Annotated in this window: 13 protein-coding genes; 11 read left to right on the top strand and 2 right to left on the bottom strand. The window is 69.0% G+C overall.

The window, feature by feature from the left end; genetic code table 11:
- Positions 1-121 precede the first annotated feature (121 nt).
- From ACH4T9_RS29395 to ACH4T9_RS29355, 9 genes are all read left to right on the top strand, one after another.
- The gene (locus ACH4T9_RS29395) at positions 122-1,294 is read left to right on the top strand and encodes an MFS transporter (RefSeq protein ID WP_396674446.1); all 1,173 of its coding nucleotides are present in this window, start codon (positions 122-124) and stop codon (positions 1,292-1,294) included.
- The gene (locus ACH4T9_RS29390) at positions 1,291-1,434 is read left to right on the top strand and encodes a hypothetical protein (RefSeq protein ID WP_396674444.1); all 144 of its coding nucleotides are present in this window, start codon (positions 1,291-1,293) and stop codon (positions 1,432-1,434) included. Before ACH4T9_RS29395 ends, ACH4T9_RS29390 begins: the two co-directional genes overlap by 4 nt.
- 137 nt (positions 1,435-1,571) lie before the next feature.
- On the top strand, positions 1,572-2,675 hold the full coding sequence (locus tag ACH4T9_RS29385; protein ID WP_396674443.1) for an FAD-dependent oxidoreductase: 1,104 nt from the start codon (positions 1,572-1,574) through the stop codon (positions 2,673-2,675).
- A gap of 8 nt (positions 2,676-2,683) precedes the next feature.
- Positions 2,684-4,003: a SidA/IucD/PvdA family monooxygenase gene (locus ACH4T9_RS29380; RefSeq protein ID WP_396674442.1), complete on the top strand. Its 1,320-nt coding sequence runs from the start codon at positions 2,684-2,686 to the stop codon at positions 4,001-4,003.
- A 3-nt stretch (positions 4,004-4,006) separates the two neighbouring features.
- Entirely contained in the window at positions 4,007-4,372 is a 366-nt protein-coding gene (locus tag ACH4T9_RS29375; protein ID WP_396674440.1) for a cupin domain-containing protein, read from the top strand.
- Positions 4,369-5,967: a class I tRNA ligase family protein gene (locus tag ACH4T9_RS29370; RefSeq protein ID WP_396674438.1), complete on the top strand. Its 1,599-nt coding sequence runs from the start codon at positions 4,369-4,371 to the stop codon at positions 5,965-5,967. Before ACH4T9_RS29375 ends, ACH4T9_RS29370 begins: the two co-directional genes overlap by 4 nt.
- 9 nt (positions 5,968-5,976) lie before the next feature.
- Positions 5,977-7,221, top strand: a complete 1,245-nt coding sequence (locus ACH4T9_RS29365; protein ID WP_396674436.1) for an ATP-grasp domain-containing protein — start codon at positions 5,977-5,979, stop codon at positions 7,219-7,221.
- Between the two features lie 72 nt (positions 7,222-7,293).
- Positions 7,294-8,385, top strand: coding sequence for an S-(hydroxymethyl)mycothiol dehydrogenase (locus ACH4T9_RS29360; protein WP_396674434.1), 1,092 nt, complete (start codon positions 7,294-7,296; stop codon positions 8,383-8,385).
- Between the two features lie 155 nt (positions 8,386-8,540).
- A complete protein-coding gene (locus ACH4T9_RS29355; protein WP_396674432.1) occupies positions 8,541-8,924 on the top strand; it encodes a hypothetical protein in 384 nt (127 codons plus the stop codon).
- A gap of 95 nt (positions 8,925-9,019) precedes the next feature.
- Here the strand turns inward: ACH4T9_RS29355 and ACH4T9_RS29350 are convergent, their stop codons facing one another.
- On the bottom strand, positions 9,020-10,300 hold the full coding sequence (locus ACH4T9_RS29350) for a DUF4386 domain-containing protein (protein ID WP_396674430.1): 1,281 nt from the start codon (positions 10,298-10,300) through the stop codon (positions 9,020-9,022).
- A 112-nt stretch (positions 10,301-10,412) separates the two neighbouring features.
- On the opposite strand from ACH4T9_RS29350, the gene ACH4T9_RS29345 reads away from it, so the two are divergent.
- Together ACH4T9_RS29345 and ACH4T9_RS29340 are read left to right on the top strand one after the other, a co-directional pair.
- Positions 10,413-11,075 carry a TetR/AcrR family transcriptional regulator gene (locus tag ACH4T9_RS29345; protein WP_396674428.1) on the top strand — a complete coding sequence of 221 codons (663 nt, stop codon included), beginning with the start codon at positions 10,413-10,415 and terminating at the stop codon, positions 11,073-11,075.
- Positions 11,076-11,335: 260 nt separating this feature from the next.
- Positions 11,336-11,872: a hypothetical protein gene (locus ACH4T9_RS29340; RefSeq protein WP_396674427.1), complete on the top strand. Its 537-nt coding sequence runs from the start codon at positions 11,336-11,338 to the stop codon at positions 11,870-11,872.
- Positions 11,873-12,166: 294 nt separating this feature from the next.
- Here the strand turns inward: ACH4T9_RS29340 and gdhA are convergent, their stop codons facing one another.
- A complete protein-coding gene (gdhA, locus tag ACH4T9_RS29335; protein ID WP_396674426.1) occupies positions 12,167-13,513 on the bottom strand; it encodes an NADP-specific glutamate dehydrogenase in 1,347 nt (448 codons plus the stop codon).
- Between the last annotated feature and the right edge of the window lie 307 nt (positions 13,514-13,820).

The raw sequence follows: 13,820 nt of genomic DNA, 5'->3' as shown, positions 1-13,820 counted from the left end.
CCTGTAGATCGGCACTCTCCTAAGCAGAGGCTACCCAATGACCAGGACCGCCAAAGTGGGCACGGCCTTTGCGGCCTTCGCAGCGGCTGCCAGTTTCTTGATCTCGCTCGCCGGTTCCTCGTTGAAAAGCACTGTCCAGGTCTTCTTCCTGAACATCGCGGACGGCTTCGACGTCAGCCGCGGCAGTCTGGCGATCGCGACCACCCTGTTCGCTGTGATCACCGCGGTGACATCATCGGTGATCGGGCACCTCGCCGACCGGATCGGCGCGATCCCGGTGCTGGCGATCGGCACCGCCCTGAACGGCATCGTGTTGCTGCTCAGTGCCATGGCCACCGAGTTGTGGATGTTCGTCCTCACCTACGGCGTGGTCGGTGCCGTCGCGGTCACGATGCTCTCCTTCGTGCCGCTGGGCGTGCTGGCCGACCAGCTGTTCCAGGGGCGCAACAGCGGCCTGTTCTACGCGCTGCTGACCAACGGGGCGGCGGTGGGGTTCATGGTGCTGGTTCCCCTGTGGACCTACCTGGACAACACCATGTCCTGGAACCAGGTGCTGTTCGCCATCGGTGTGGTCTTCCTCGTCGTACTGCTGCCCCTGTCCCTGGCGTTGGTACGCCTGTCCGTCAGCCGGCAGCCGGCCAGGGTGGCACCGAGGGTGTCGTTCTGGAGCGCGACGGCCACGACGTTCCGCCACCCGCAGATGCGCGCGCTGGTGCTGGCCTTCATCGGCTGTGGAACCACCATGGCCTTCATCGACGTGCACTTCTTCCCGCACCTGCACGACCACGGCATCTCGGATTCGGTCGGCGCCTCGGCGGTGGCGGTGCTGGGCGCGCTGGAAATCATCGGCGCGCTGGCCGCCGGACGACTGTGTGACCTCGGCTGGACGCGGGCCACGCTGATCGGCGCCTACGCGATGCGCGCCACCGCCATGGTCATGCTGCTGTTCGTCAACTCCCCGGCCACCGTCATCGCCTTCGGCGCGGTCTTCGGCGTGAGCTATCTGGCCACCGTGGTCGCCACGACGGTGTGGGCGACCCGGGTCCTGCCGCCCGGAGTGCGCGGCACCGCGCTCGGGGTGCTCTGGGCAGTCCACATGCTCGCCGTGGCAGCGACGAGCCAGGTCGGGGCGATTCTCGCTGACCTGCAGCACAGCTACACCGTCACCATCGGTGCGTCGGCGGTGCTGACGGCCGCCGCGGTGGTCCTGGTGGCCGTTCAGCCGAGCCCGGACGACCGCATCGCCAACGCCGCGCCCCCGGTGGAGGAAGCGCGACCGAACGTCGAGGTTTGACAGCCGACAAGCGACATTTGAACGCCCGCAAGCCAACCGGATCAACCCGTTCGATGGAGACGGGCGTGGTGAAGGCGTGGATGGTCGCCCTGCGCGCCCTGCACCAGGGCTTCCTGATCGGTTGTCGGAATGTCGACTGATCTCTATTGTCTGCAACCACAGTTGCCACAGCGGCACCTTTCCCCCACTTGTGGAGTCGGAGTGATCATGCGCGGGCTCGACCGGCGGGCCGCAGGGCGTCCACAGTGCGGCCCGCATGCCCGCCGAGCCTGATCCGATGCGGACTCCAGTGGCCGTCATCGGCGGGGGCCTGGCCGGTTCCCTGCTCGCGCTGCGGCTCGCCGAGCAGATCGGGGGGCCCCGCATCGAGCTGTACCTGGGCGCGGCGACGCGCGGCCGAGATGCCACTGTCGCCTCCGGTGGACTGGTCCGGGGCTTCGAGACGAACCTCGACGAGTGTCGGCTGGCGGTTGAGAGCCTCGCCGAGCTCCGCCGCGACCCCGCGCTGGCCCAGGCAAGCGGATACCAGGAGTCGCCCTCCTACTATTTCCTGCGCCCGGAGGTCGATCCGGACCGCCAGCTCGCCCTGTTGGACGGCGCGCTCAGCGGCTCCGCCCGGCTGGTGCCAGCCGGACAGGTGGCGCGGGCCCTCGGCCTCGCCCCCCGGCCGGAGGGCACGTTCGCGGTCGTCGAGCAGTACGCGGGGCACATCCGTCCGGATGCGCTGCGCCACTACGCCGTCACTCGGGCCACCGAATTGGGTGTTCGGGTACGCCACGAGGCGGTCGACTCGGTCGAGGCCGGGCCAGCCGTGACGATGGGCGGCATCGTCCGGCATCACGACATGGTGGTGGTCGCGGCCGGCGCGTGGACCGGCGCACTGGTTCCCGTGTCGCTGCGCACCCGACGAATCCAGTACGGCGTGTACCCGCTGGCGCGACCCGACTTCGGTTGCCTCGTCGATGACCTGTCCACGTTGTACGGCCGGTCCTATGGAGCCGGGTCCGTGCTGCTCGGTGTCGCCACCTCGGCGTGGGGAGCAGCTCCGGGGGACGCCCGCCCCGACCCGGCGTACCTGGATCGGGTTTCGGAGGTCGCCCGCGCCGTTCTCGGCCTCGACGGGCGGCTGCCGTCGCCGCGGTGGTCGGCCGCGGGCGTGGACAGTTTTGCCGATGAGGGCGGGCTGCGGCTACGCGCGATCGACAACATGCCGGGGGTGTTCAGCTTCGCCGGTGGGGCGGGGAGCGCCGCGAAGAGTGTTCTGGCATCGAGCCGACTGGCCGCCGCGACGGTGTGCGTGGCGGCCGGCGGACAACCGCCACAGATGTCCACGCCCCCGGTGCCGGTTTGCCGGGAGCTGGGCGACCAGGCGTCAAGATGAGAGGCAGCATGGAGAGACACAAGTCAGTGGTCGCGGTGGGGGCCGGCCCGGCCAACCTCGCCTTTGCCGTGGCGGTCGAGGAGATGGCTCCCGACGTGGCCGACGAAACCCTGCTGGTGGACCAGTACGACGACATCGCCTGGCAGCGCGGGATGCTGCTGCCGTGGGCCCAGAGCCAGGTCGGCTTCCTCAAGGATCTCGTGACGCTGCGCAACCCACGCAGCCGGTACTCCTTCGTCAACTACCTGCACTCGACCAACCGGCTGGACGAGTTCATCAACCTGGGCTCGGCGTTGCCGTTCCGACTGGAGGTCTCCGCGTACCTGCAGTGGGTGGCCAAGTCGCTGGAGCGGGTGCAGGTGGAGTACGGGCGGGCGGTAACGGCGATCACGCCGGTGTCGTCGCGTGACGACGGGGTGTCGGATCGCTGGCGGGTCCAGTTCGACACCGGCGAGGTGGTCCGCTGCCGGAACGTGGTGATCGGGGTCGGCCGGGCCCCCAACGTTCCCGCCGCGTTCCTGGATCTGCCCGCCGACCGGGTGGTCCACAGCACCGAGTTCACCAGCCGGGTGGCGCAGCTCGACCCGAAGGCGGTACGCCGGGTCGTGGTGGTCGGCGGGGCGCAGAGTGCTGCCGAGATGCTGTGGACGATGTACCAGCAGTTCCCCACCGCCGAGTGCCGGATGTTGATGAGGTCGGCCGGTCTGCGCGGCTACGAGAGCAGCGCCTTCACCAATGAGCTGTACTTCCCGTCGTTCGTCGACCAGTTCCACGCCGGCTCCGCCGAGGCCAGGGCCCAGTTGTTGCAGGAGATGCACCGGACGAACTATGCCGGGCTGGCCCCCGGCATGCTCGACTCGCTGTATCGCCAGATGTACCAGGACCGGCTGACCGGCAACGCGCGGATCGTCATGCATACGCTCACCGACGTGCTCGCCACCCGGATGGAGGGCGACGAGGTCGTGTTGACCGTGCACGACCGGCTACGGGCGACGACCGAGGAGCTCCGCGCCGACCTGGTGCTCCTGGGCACCGGCTTCGAGCAGGGCAAGCCGGCGCTGATCCGGCAGACCGCCGCCTCCGTGGGTGTACGCGAGATCACGGTCGACCGCAACTACCGCATGGTGACGCCGGACTCCGTGACCGCCGGCTGCTATCTGCAGGGCGTCAACGAGGCGACTCATGGCATCGCGGACTCGCTGATCAGCGTACTGGCGGTCCGCGCTGGCGAGATGGTGAACGATCTACTCACCCCCCGTGCCAGCACACCGGCGCTGGTCGGCACGGCAGTGGCCGGCGGCGTCCTCGCCGAGGGAAGGGATGACTGACTCATGGAGATCCGCAAGCTGGACCACCACGGCCTCAAGCCCGACAACGGGCTGCGGGCGCAGCGGCTGATGCCCTGGGAGGCGTTGAACGCCCCCTTCGAGGGCTCCTGGTGTGTGGTGCCGCCCGGGGCCGAGTCCGGGGCGCACGGTCACCACGAGTACGAGATCTGGATCGCGTTGACGGGCCAGGCGGAGCTCGTCACCGAGGCGGGCACCACGCCGTTCGTCGCGGGGGACGTCGTGCACTTCCCGCCACACGAGCGGCACCAGGTGGTCAACCGTGGTGACCAGCCGTTCCAGATGTACGCGATCTGGTGGGATCACGAGATGGCGGACCAGTTCGTCGAGCGCCACCGGGCCGTGTCATGAGCCTGGACGAATCCCCGGTGATCGTGGTTCCGGCCACGCCCACCTCCAACGGGGGCCTGCACGTCGGGCACCTGGCGGGGCCGTACCTGGCCGCCGATGTCTACGCCCGGTACCAGCGGGCGCGGGGCAAGTTCGTCATCCACACCACCTGCACCGACGACAGTCAGTCCTTCGTGGCGACCCGCGCGGCGAACCTGGGGGTAGCCCCGGCGGACCTGGTGCGCGATGCCACCGCGCAGATCGGACAGGCGTTCACCGCGCTGGGTGCCACCCTGGTCGGGCTGCCGCCGGTCGACGAGACCTACCGACGCACCGTGCTCGACTTCGTCACCGCCCAGCACCGGGCAGGCGCTTTCGAGCTGCGTACCGTCCGGTTCCCGTACGCCCGACGGGCCGGGGTCTACCTCTACGACGCGCTCGTCTCGGGCACCTGTCCGACCTGCCTGGCGCAGAGCTCGGGCGGCGCGTGCGAGGCGTGCGGGCACCCGAACAACTTCGACGAGCTGCTCGACCCGTATTACCCGCTCGACCCCACGGACGACGTCGAGTACCGCGAGGTGGAGATCCTCGTGCTGCCGTTGGAGCGACTGCGTGACCAGCTCGCCGACCACTACGCCCGGCACGCGCCGCAGTGGCGGCCGAACGCCCGCGACCTGGTCACGGAGCTGATGGCCGGCCCGCTACCGGATGTGCCGGTCACCGTGCCCGGCAACTGGGGGCTGCCGGCGCCGTTCGCCGAGACTCCCGGGCAACGGTTGTACCCGTGGATCGAGGCGATGCCGGCGATCATCTACAGCACGTGGTGGTCGGCGGGGCAGCTCGGCCGGCCGACCGAGCGCACCGACCAGTTCTGGCTCGCCGACACCCAGCCCACGATCGTCTACCTCCACGGGTACGACAACGTCTTCCACTGGGGAATGCTCGACCTGGCCATGCTGCTGTCGCACCCGCAGCGGTACGCCACCCCGACGGTGACCGTGACCAATGAGTTCTACGAGCTGGACCGGTCGAAGTTCTCCACCAGCCGCGGCCATCTGATCTCCGCCACCGAACTGCTCGACCGCGTGCCCCGCGACCTGGCGCGGTTCTATCTGGCCCTCACCGCCCCGGAGTTCCAACGCACCAACTTCACCGAGGCCGATCTGCGGGACGTGGTGGCCACCCGGCTGGTGCGGCCCTGGAACCGACTGGCCACGGCGCTGGCCGAGCTGACCATCCCGGACGGCGCGGTGTTGCCGGTGAGCGCGGCCGGCCGCGCTCGGGCCCGGGTGGTGGCCGACCGGCTGCGCCGGCACTACCGTGACGACCGGTTCAGCCCGGGCGGGGTCGCCGACACGATCGCCACCCAACTGGACCGCCTGGCACGTGCCCACATCAACTCGGAGACCGCAGCCGACGTGCTGGCTCAGGTGCAGACCCTGCTCGCGTACGCCGCGCCCATCCTGATCGACGTTACCGACACGTTGGCCGGCGCCGGGGTACGGCTGCGGGTCGACGACGGGGCCGTGGACAAGGTCACGATGTTCCGGTTGCCAATGCTGCCGGCCACGTTCGACCAGCTGGCTCCCGGCGCTGGCGCCGGACGAGCATCGTAGGAGAACCAGATGAAGTTACTCGCCATCGAGACCTGCCAGTATCTGGAGTACTACCTGTCGCGTTACGCGCAGGTGGAAGCCCTGGGCGCGACACTCTACGTGCTCAACGGTGAAGGTAAGCCGGACTTCTGGCCCGCCGAGCGGTACCAGGTGGCCGGTTCCCGCCACATCGACGACATCATCGCCGCCGGCAAGCAGTGGCACCAGGCCGAGGGCTTCGACGGGGTGTTGACGTTCTCGGAGTCGTCGGTGATCACCGTAGCGGCGGTGGCCGAGGCCCTCGGCCTACCCGGCATCGGAGTCGAAACCGCGGTCAACTGCCGCAACAAGTACCTGATGCGGCAGGCGTACGAGCGGGCCGGCGCGCCCTCTCCCCAGTTCCGGCTGACCGGCACCCTGGCCGAGGCGCATGCCGCGGCGGAGGCGTTCGGTTATCCGGTCATCATCAAGCCCACGCACGGCGCCGGCAGCAACTTCGTGTTCAAGGTCGGCTCCCCGGCGGAGTTGGCCGAGCGGTACGCGCAGGCGGAGGAAGGCAGCCGGGACATGTTCTGGGCGCGGTCCGAACCGGAAGGGGTGGACCTCGGACCGAGCGGGCTGCTGGTGGAGTCGTTCCTGGACGGCGCGGAGTACCTGATGGAGGTGGTCGTCTGGGACGACGAGGTCTACCTCGGCTCGGTGGTGGACCGGATCACCATAGAGGGGCAGACCTTCGACGACGATGTCCACCACGCGCCGACGTCGATGAGCCCGCAGGACCTGGCAGCGGTGCACGAGGTGGTCGCTGCCGGGGTGCGGGCGCAGGGGCTGCGGCGCAGCGTGGCGCATGCGGAGGTACGGTTCCACGACGGCCGGCCGCACCTTCTGGAGATCGCCGGACGGGTCGGCGGCGGCGGGCTCGACCTGATCGCCAGGCTGACCGCCGATCACGACCCGATCGCGGCGGCCGTCGACATCGCCCGCGGCGTGCGACCCCGGGTGCGGCACTTTCAGCCCACTGGTACGCACACCGCGTCGATGTGTCTGATCTGCGCGGCCGGCACCATCGCCAGCGTGCACGTGCCGGCCGAGGTCAGCGAGTCGGAACGGACGTTCGACCTGAAGATCACCGCACGGCCGGGCGACGTCATCAAGCGCCCGCCGCACGGCAACACGATCCTCGGGTTCCTCGGCACCACCGGGACCTCGCAGGAGGACGCCTTCGCCACGATGATCCGGTTCGCGGACCTGATCAAGGTGGAGTTCGCCGACTGATCCGGGCCGCTCCACCGGCCGTCTCTCCCCCATACCAGCAGCAGCAGGACAGACAGACAAGGACGATGGTTCATGGCGCAGACAGTCGAGGCCGTGGTGTCGCTCGGCCCGGGCCAACCGGTGCAGATCCGCGACATCGTGGTCCCGGACCCGGGACCTGACGAGGCAACGGTGCGGGTGCTGGCCTGCGGGGTCTGCCACACCGACCTGCACTACCGCGACGGCGTCATCGGCTCCGGCTACCCGTACCTGCTGGGGCACGAGGCAGCCGGGATCGTCGAGCAGGTGGGTGACAACGTGACGCACGTCGTCCCAGGTGACCTCGTCATCCTCAACTGGCGGGCGGTCTGCGGGCGCTGTCGCCCCTGCCTGCGCGGGGCACCCGAAGCGTGTCTGGACGAACTCACCGCCAGTCGACCGATGACCCTGACCACCGGGGAACCGCTCGGGGCGGCACTGGGCATCGGTGCCTTCGCCCGGCTCACCCTGGTCCACGCGGGCCAGTGCACCCTGGTCGACAAGGCGGTGGACCCGGCCACTGCCTGCCTGCTCGGCTGCGGTGTGATGTCCGGACTGGGTGCGGCGATGCGCACCGGGGGCGTCAGTCCCGGAGACACCGTCGCGGTGATCGGCTGCGGCGGGGTGGGCTGCGCGGCCGTGACCGGCGCGCAACTGGCCGGGGCGACAACCATCGTCGCTGTCGACATCGATCCGCGGAAGCTGCCGATGGCCACCCAGTTGGGCGCCACGCATGTCGTCGACGCCAGCCGGGAACCGGACGTGGTCTCCAGGATCCGACAGATCACCGGTGGGCTCGGCGCCGACGTGACCATCGACGCGGCCGGGTCGCCGGAAACATGGAGCCAGGCTTTCCACGCGCGCTCCATCGGCGGCACCTTCGTGCTGGTGGCCAGGCCGGACTCATCGATGCGGCTGGAGATGCCGCTGCTGGACCTGTTCCTGCGGGGCGGCACCTACAAGACCTCCTGGTACGGCGACTGCCTGCCCTCCAGGGACATGCCGATGTTGGTCGATCTGCACCTGCAGGGCCGGCTGCCGCTCGATCTGTTCGTCACCGAGCGGATCGGTTTGGGCGACGTCGAGGTGGCGTTCGAGCGCATGCGCCGCGGCGACGTGCTGCGCAGCGTCGTCCTGCTCGATTGACCGCCTCGGCGGCTGGCGAGCGTCCGTCGGCCGCCGAGGTCCGGTGACTCGCTGGCCTCTTGCGTGTCCCGGCGTCTGGCGCACCGCCAGAGCCACTCACCTCGACCGTACCGCTATCGCCGGCCCAGGCCGTCCACCCCGTTCAAGGAGCACGCGTGCCCTCACCCAACGCCACGGCCCTCTCGATCAACTATCACGGGCGCCGGTTCCGGCCGGTCGCGGACGGCAGCGGGGAGCACAGCCGCGTCGCGAACTACTGGCAGGACGGCGACCTGCTCTGGGGCGAATTCACCGGGGGTCACGCGCGCCGGGGCACCCTCGCCGGACAGTGCCAGCCTGACGGCTCGGTCGACTTCGCGTACTGCATGGTGCTCGACGACGGGCGGATCATCGTCGGCGAGTGTCACAGCACCCCCGAGATCCTCCCCGACGGGCGCATCCTGCTGCACGAGACGTGGCAGCGCCACGGTGCCCACGCCGCCAGCGGCGTGTCCCAGATCGAGGAGATCCCCGCGTCCCCGCCGGCCGCGGGCACCTGACCAACCCGGCGCCGACCCGCGCGGTACCGGCGGACACCCGGACTCTGCTTCCTCACCTCATCCCGCGCCGGGAACACCCGGCGCGGTGGCCGCTCTCAAGCGGGCTGCCGCAACTTGCGGGCGCGGTTTCCGTCCGGGTCGGGCCGGCGGTGGCTACGCGAGCGTGCGGCGAACACGAGCAGCCACCCCATGACGACGACCTCACCGACGAACGTGACTGCGGCGACCTGAATCGTGTACGCGGCCGAGACAAGCGCCCCGACCGAGTCGGCGAGATAGCCCGCACCGGCGATCGCTACGAGCACCGCCACCCAGGTCGGCACAGTGGGAGACCGCCATGCCAGCCACCCGATCATCAGCAGGTGGACGCCGAACAGGATCAGACCGAGGCTCCAGATCTCCTCGAATTCGGTGATGTACGCGTACACGCTGGGGCTGATCTCGTCGGTCGCCGGACCGTCGTGCAGGAGACCGGCGGCGGCGATCAGGTAGGTGATCGCGACGGCGAAGACGACCGCGTACGCGGTGCGGCACCAGGCCGAGAGCAGTGGGACGGTGCGGTGGGTGTCATCGAAGAACGCCCGCAGCGACCAGGCGACCAGCACGTCGAGGCAGGCCACCGCGAACAGGGCGACGATGGCAAGGACAAATGCCCGTTGATTCGACAGCATCCGGGTGGTGGTCTCGGCGGCGTCGGTGGAGACCAGCCGGTCCACGACGCCGAAGTTGGCCAGCCCAGCGAGAACCGCCATCAGCAGCAGGCCGAGCCCGGCGGCCAGCGCCGCGCGGCCTGCTCGGGAGTCGCCGTCCACGGCCGCCACGCTCGACGCCCCGTCGGGGGCGGCGCTCGGCTGCACAGCGGCGGACGGCACGAAGCCGCGAGCGAGCAACAGCAGACCGAAGACAATCTCGAATAGACCTCCCGGGATCGCCAGGACGACCCCGACCCCGGCCCCCATCAGCTCGGCGGCCGCGCCCGTCGCCAGCAGCGCGTATCCGGAGAATCCCCAGATCGCCAGCCAGCTCGGCAGCCAGCGCTGCCGGTTGAGGGCCAGGCAGAACGGCAGGCTGCCCAGCCCCAGCGACAGCATGGCCGCCTGGTAGGCGATGTCGGCGGCACCGGCACCGGCCGAGTCCAGCAGGACGATCCCGGCGGTGAGCAGGAACGCCTCCGCGCCGCGCGCGACAAGGTATGTCCAGGCGGCCCCCGGACGCGATCGACGCAGCGCCCGAAAGACCAGTACGCCGATGGCCGCCACCATGACGGAGTTGAGCACCACGAGCGCCACCCCGGCGAACTGCCCGGCGAGAGCGCTGCCGATGCCGTAGAAGACGAATGCCAACAGGAAGAACGCACCGGCGCATCTGCCGGTCACGCGGAGTGACATTTTTGCCTCTCAGGCCTTCGTACTAAGTAAGGGGTACTAAGTACGATAGCCTTGGCGGCGAGGCCGGTCAACGCAATGCCAGGAAGACGGGAACCAGTCGGTGGGCGAACCAGCACGGCAGCTGAGCCGCGAGCGAGTGCTGCAGGCCGCGGTCGGCATCGCCGACGCGCACGGCCTGGGGGCATTGACCATGCGGTCGCTGGCCGCCGAGCTCAACGCCAAGCCGATGTCGCTTTACCACTACATCCGCAGCAAGGACGAGCTCCTCGACGCACTCGTGGACGGGGTTTTCGCGGAGATCGAACTGCCAGAGGTGGGCGGCGACTGGCGCGCCGAGGTGCGCCGACGTTCCCTCTCGGCCCGTACGGTCCTCGCGCGGCATCCCTGGGCGCTGACCCTGGTAGAAGCCCGGACCAGTCCCGGGCCGGCCAACCTGCGCCATCACGACACCATGCTGGGTGTGCTGCGGGCCGGGGGCTTCTCGCTACAGATGACAGCCCACGCGTACGCGATCATCGATGCGTACGTCTACGGCTTCGTGCTGCAGGAGGCGTCGCTGCCGTTCGACGGTCCAGACTCCGCCACCGCGATCGCGGATTCGATCATGGAAGGTTTCGCGGCGGGCGAGTACCCGCACATGGTCGAGTTCGCCACGCAGCACGTCCAGCAGCCTGGCTACCACTTCGGCGGGCAGTTCGAATTCGGCCTCGATCTGATCCTCGACGGACTGGCGATGCACGGCGGTGCCGCACGCCCGTCGTGACTCCTACTACCAGGCCCGGCGGTGAAGCCGCCCACTGACCGGTGATGGCGGCGGTTCTCCGGGTGGAGCGAGGCTCTGGCCTCGGAGCCCTCCGCTGTCCGGGTGCGCCGGCAAAGGGGCCCGGGTGGACGGAAGCGCCGGACGGCGGCGACTGCGCGCCGCATGGTCGATATTGCGTCGCCGACAGCCGGGTAGATACTCTACGCGCCCGATCGAACGCCCTAGGTGATCGTCCTGAATGCCTGCTGACCGGAGATGACGTGCTCAGACGTACTGCAACCGTCGGAATCGCCCTGCTGGCCTGCCTTGCGGGCACCGGCGCGGTGGCCATGCCAGCGCACGCCTGGGAACCCGAGTGTCCCATCGATTGCGACGGTGGGGGTGGCGACGGCGGTGGCGGTGGCGGTGGCGGCCCCGTCACGCCTCCGTCGCCGGCGTACAACCTGCAGGGCGTCATCCAACTGGAAGGCACCGGCCACGAAGGATCCTGGCCGTTGCGCCGCGGCGGAGTCAAGATCCGCGGATACTCCCGACTCGCCACCTGGGGCAACGACCGGGTGGACGCCAACTACATCAACGTCTACTGCTCCGCTACCGTCCTCAGCTACTCCACCGACGACTACGACTCTGAGAACAACGGGGCGCTCGTCGATGTGCACTTCTGGTCTCCGACTGTCCCGGTCACTGGCGTCCCCGTCCAGTCCCGGACCGTCAACGTCAACTGCACCCACCACGCCGAGAAGAACGGCGTCAACTACGACACCACCAGCACCGCCCAGTTCGTCATCCCCGAGTGATTCCCGGCGGGGCCGGTCCGGACCGGGCCGCCCCGCCGCCCCCGGCATCTCCCAGTCGACCGCAGACGGCACCAGCAGCGAAACCACCCGGCCGTCATCGTCAACACCGGCACTTGACGGGTCCAGCCCGCGACGCCTCGTAGTGCACGCCGAAACTGCCCGGTCAGCCGCGGGCCTGTGGGTCTGAGGGTGTTTCCGGCCTGACCCGCCAGGCGTTGCGCCTGGTGAGGAGGGTGCCGTGATGACCGCGACACTGAACGACGTGACCGGACGGACTACGAGTACGCCGCCGTCTCAGATCAGCCCGTGGGCGAGCATCGCCTCGGCGACGAGCCGGAAGCCGTCAATGTTGGCTCCAGCGACGTAGTTGCCCGGCATGCCGTACTCCTCGGCGGTGTCGTAGCAGCGGGCATGGATAGTCCGCATGATTTCCCGCAGCCGCTGCTCAGAATGGGTGAAGGTCCACGAGTCGCGGCTGGCGTTCTGCTGCATTTCCAGCGCGCTGGCCGCGACTCCACCGGCGTTGGCCGCTTTTCCGGGCGCGAACCGCACCCCGGCCTCGGCGAATCTCCGCACCGCCTCCGGCGTGGTGGGCATGTTGGCCCCCTCCACCACGATGGTGCAGCCACCCGCGATCAGGGTGAGCGCGTCGGCGGCGGTGAGCTCGTTCTGCGTCGCGCAGGGGATCGCCACCTGGCAGGGCACGTCCCAGACCGGGCGACCCGCGACGAACGTGGCGTGCCGGCGCGCGTCGACGTATTCGTCGATCCGTGCCCGGCGGACCTCCTTGACCTGCTTGAGCACATCGACGTTGATTCCCTTTTCGTCGTATATATAGCCGGAGGAGTCCGAGCATGTCACCACGGTGCCGCCGAGCTGATGCACCTTTTCAATCGCGTAGATCGCCACGTTGCCCGAGCCGGAAACCACCACCCGCTTTCCGTCGAGACTGTCGCCGCCGTCGGCGCGTAGCATCTCATCGGCGAAGAACACCGCACCGTAGCCGGTAGCCTCCCGGCGCACCTGGGCACCGCCGTAACTGAGGCCTTTGCCGGTCAGCACCCCGGACTCATACCGGTTGGTGATCCGCTTGTACTGCCCGAACAGGTAGCCGATCTCCCGGCCACCGACTCCGATGTCGCCGGCCGGCACGTCCGTGTACTCGCCGATGTGCCGGTACAGCTCGGTCATGAACGATTGGCAGAACCGCATCACCTCCCGGTCGGAGCGGCCCTTGGGGTCGAAGTCCGACCCACCCTTGCCGCCGCCGATCGGCATGCCAGTCAACGCGTTCTTGAACAGTTGTTCAAAACCGAGGAACTTCACGATCCCCAGATAGACCGACGGGTGGAAGCGAAGACCTCCCTTGTACGGGCCCAGGGCACTGTTGAACTCCACCCGGAAGCCGCGGTTGATGTGGACCTCACCGCGATCGTCCTCCCACGGCACCCGGAAGATGATCTGCCGCTCCGGCTCGCAGATTCGCTCGATAATCTTCGCTTCGGCGTACTCGGGGTGCCTCTCCAAGGCCGGCACGACACTGTCGAGCACCTCCCGCACCGATTGGTGGAATTCGTTCTCGCCAGGGTTGCGCCGCACCACCGAAGTGAAGATCGACTCTAGCTTGTCCTGTGCCGACATAAATACTCCTCGATGTGCAACCATGGCCGACCTGCCGCGCATGCTGGGCGACCCGCAGGTCACCTACGCCGCCACGACCACGTCAAGATCACAATGTCGCTGTAGGTAGCGATTGTCGTGGTACGGCAACTTCGGCATGTTGAGCGGGAAGCTCCGGCAGGACGAGGTTCCTCACGGACCTTGTCCCTGACGACGCTTCGTCGTGTTCAGTGTGCCATTCCCGCTGCTGGTCCCGTCATCAGCAGTGCCGTTTGGCGAGGTGACAGCGCTGCGGATGCGTGCCGCGGCCTGTTGGCTGGCGACGAGA

It is taken from the genome of Micromonospora sp. NPDC020750 (assembly GCF_044334565.1).
Taxonomy (GTDB): domain Bacteria; phylum Actinomycetota; class Actinomycetes; order Mycobacteriales; family Micromonosporaceae; genus Micromonospora.
The sequence above is the reverse complement of the archived record's forward strand: the minus strand, read 5'-3'. Positions and strand labels throughout refer to the sequence as shown.

Bases quoted from the DNA above. Each gene is read 5' to 3' on its own strand.
- ACH4T9_RS29380 (WP_396674442.1), top strand. From the start codon at position 2,684: ATGGAGAGACACAAGTCAGTGGTCGCGGTGGGGGCCGGCCCGGCCAAC.
- ACH4T9_RS29375 (WP_396674440.1), top strand. From the start codon at position 4,007: ATGGAGATCCGCAAGCTGGACCACCACGGCCTCAAGCCCGACAACGGG.
- ACH4T9_RS29370 (WP_396674438.1), top strand. From the start codon at position 4,369: ATGAGCCTGGACGAATCCCCGGTGATCGTGGTTCCGGCCACGCCCACC.
- ACH4T9_RS29360 (WP_396674434.1), top strand. From the start codon at position 7,294: ATGGCGCAGACAGTCGAGGCCGTGGTGTCGCTCGGCCCGGGCCAACCG.
- ACH4T9_RS29385 (WP_396674443.1), top strand. From the start codon at position 1,572: ATGCGGACTCCAGTGGCCGTCATCGGCGGGGGCCTGGCCGGTTCCCTG.
- ACH4T9_RS29365 (WP_396674436.1), top strand. From the start codon at position 5,977: ATGAAGTTACTCGCCATCGAGACCTGCCAGTATCTGGAGTACTACCTG.
- gdhA (WP_396674426.1), bottom strand. From the start codon at position 13,513: ATGTCGGCACAGGACAAGCTAGAGTCGATCTTCACTTCGGTGGTGCGG.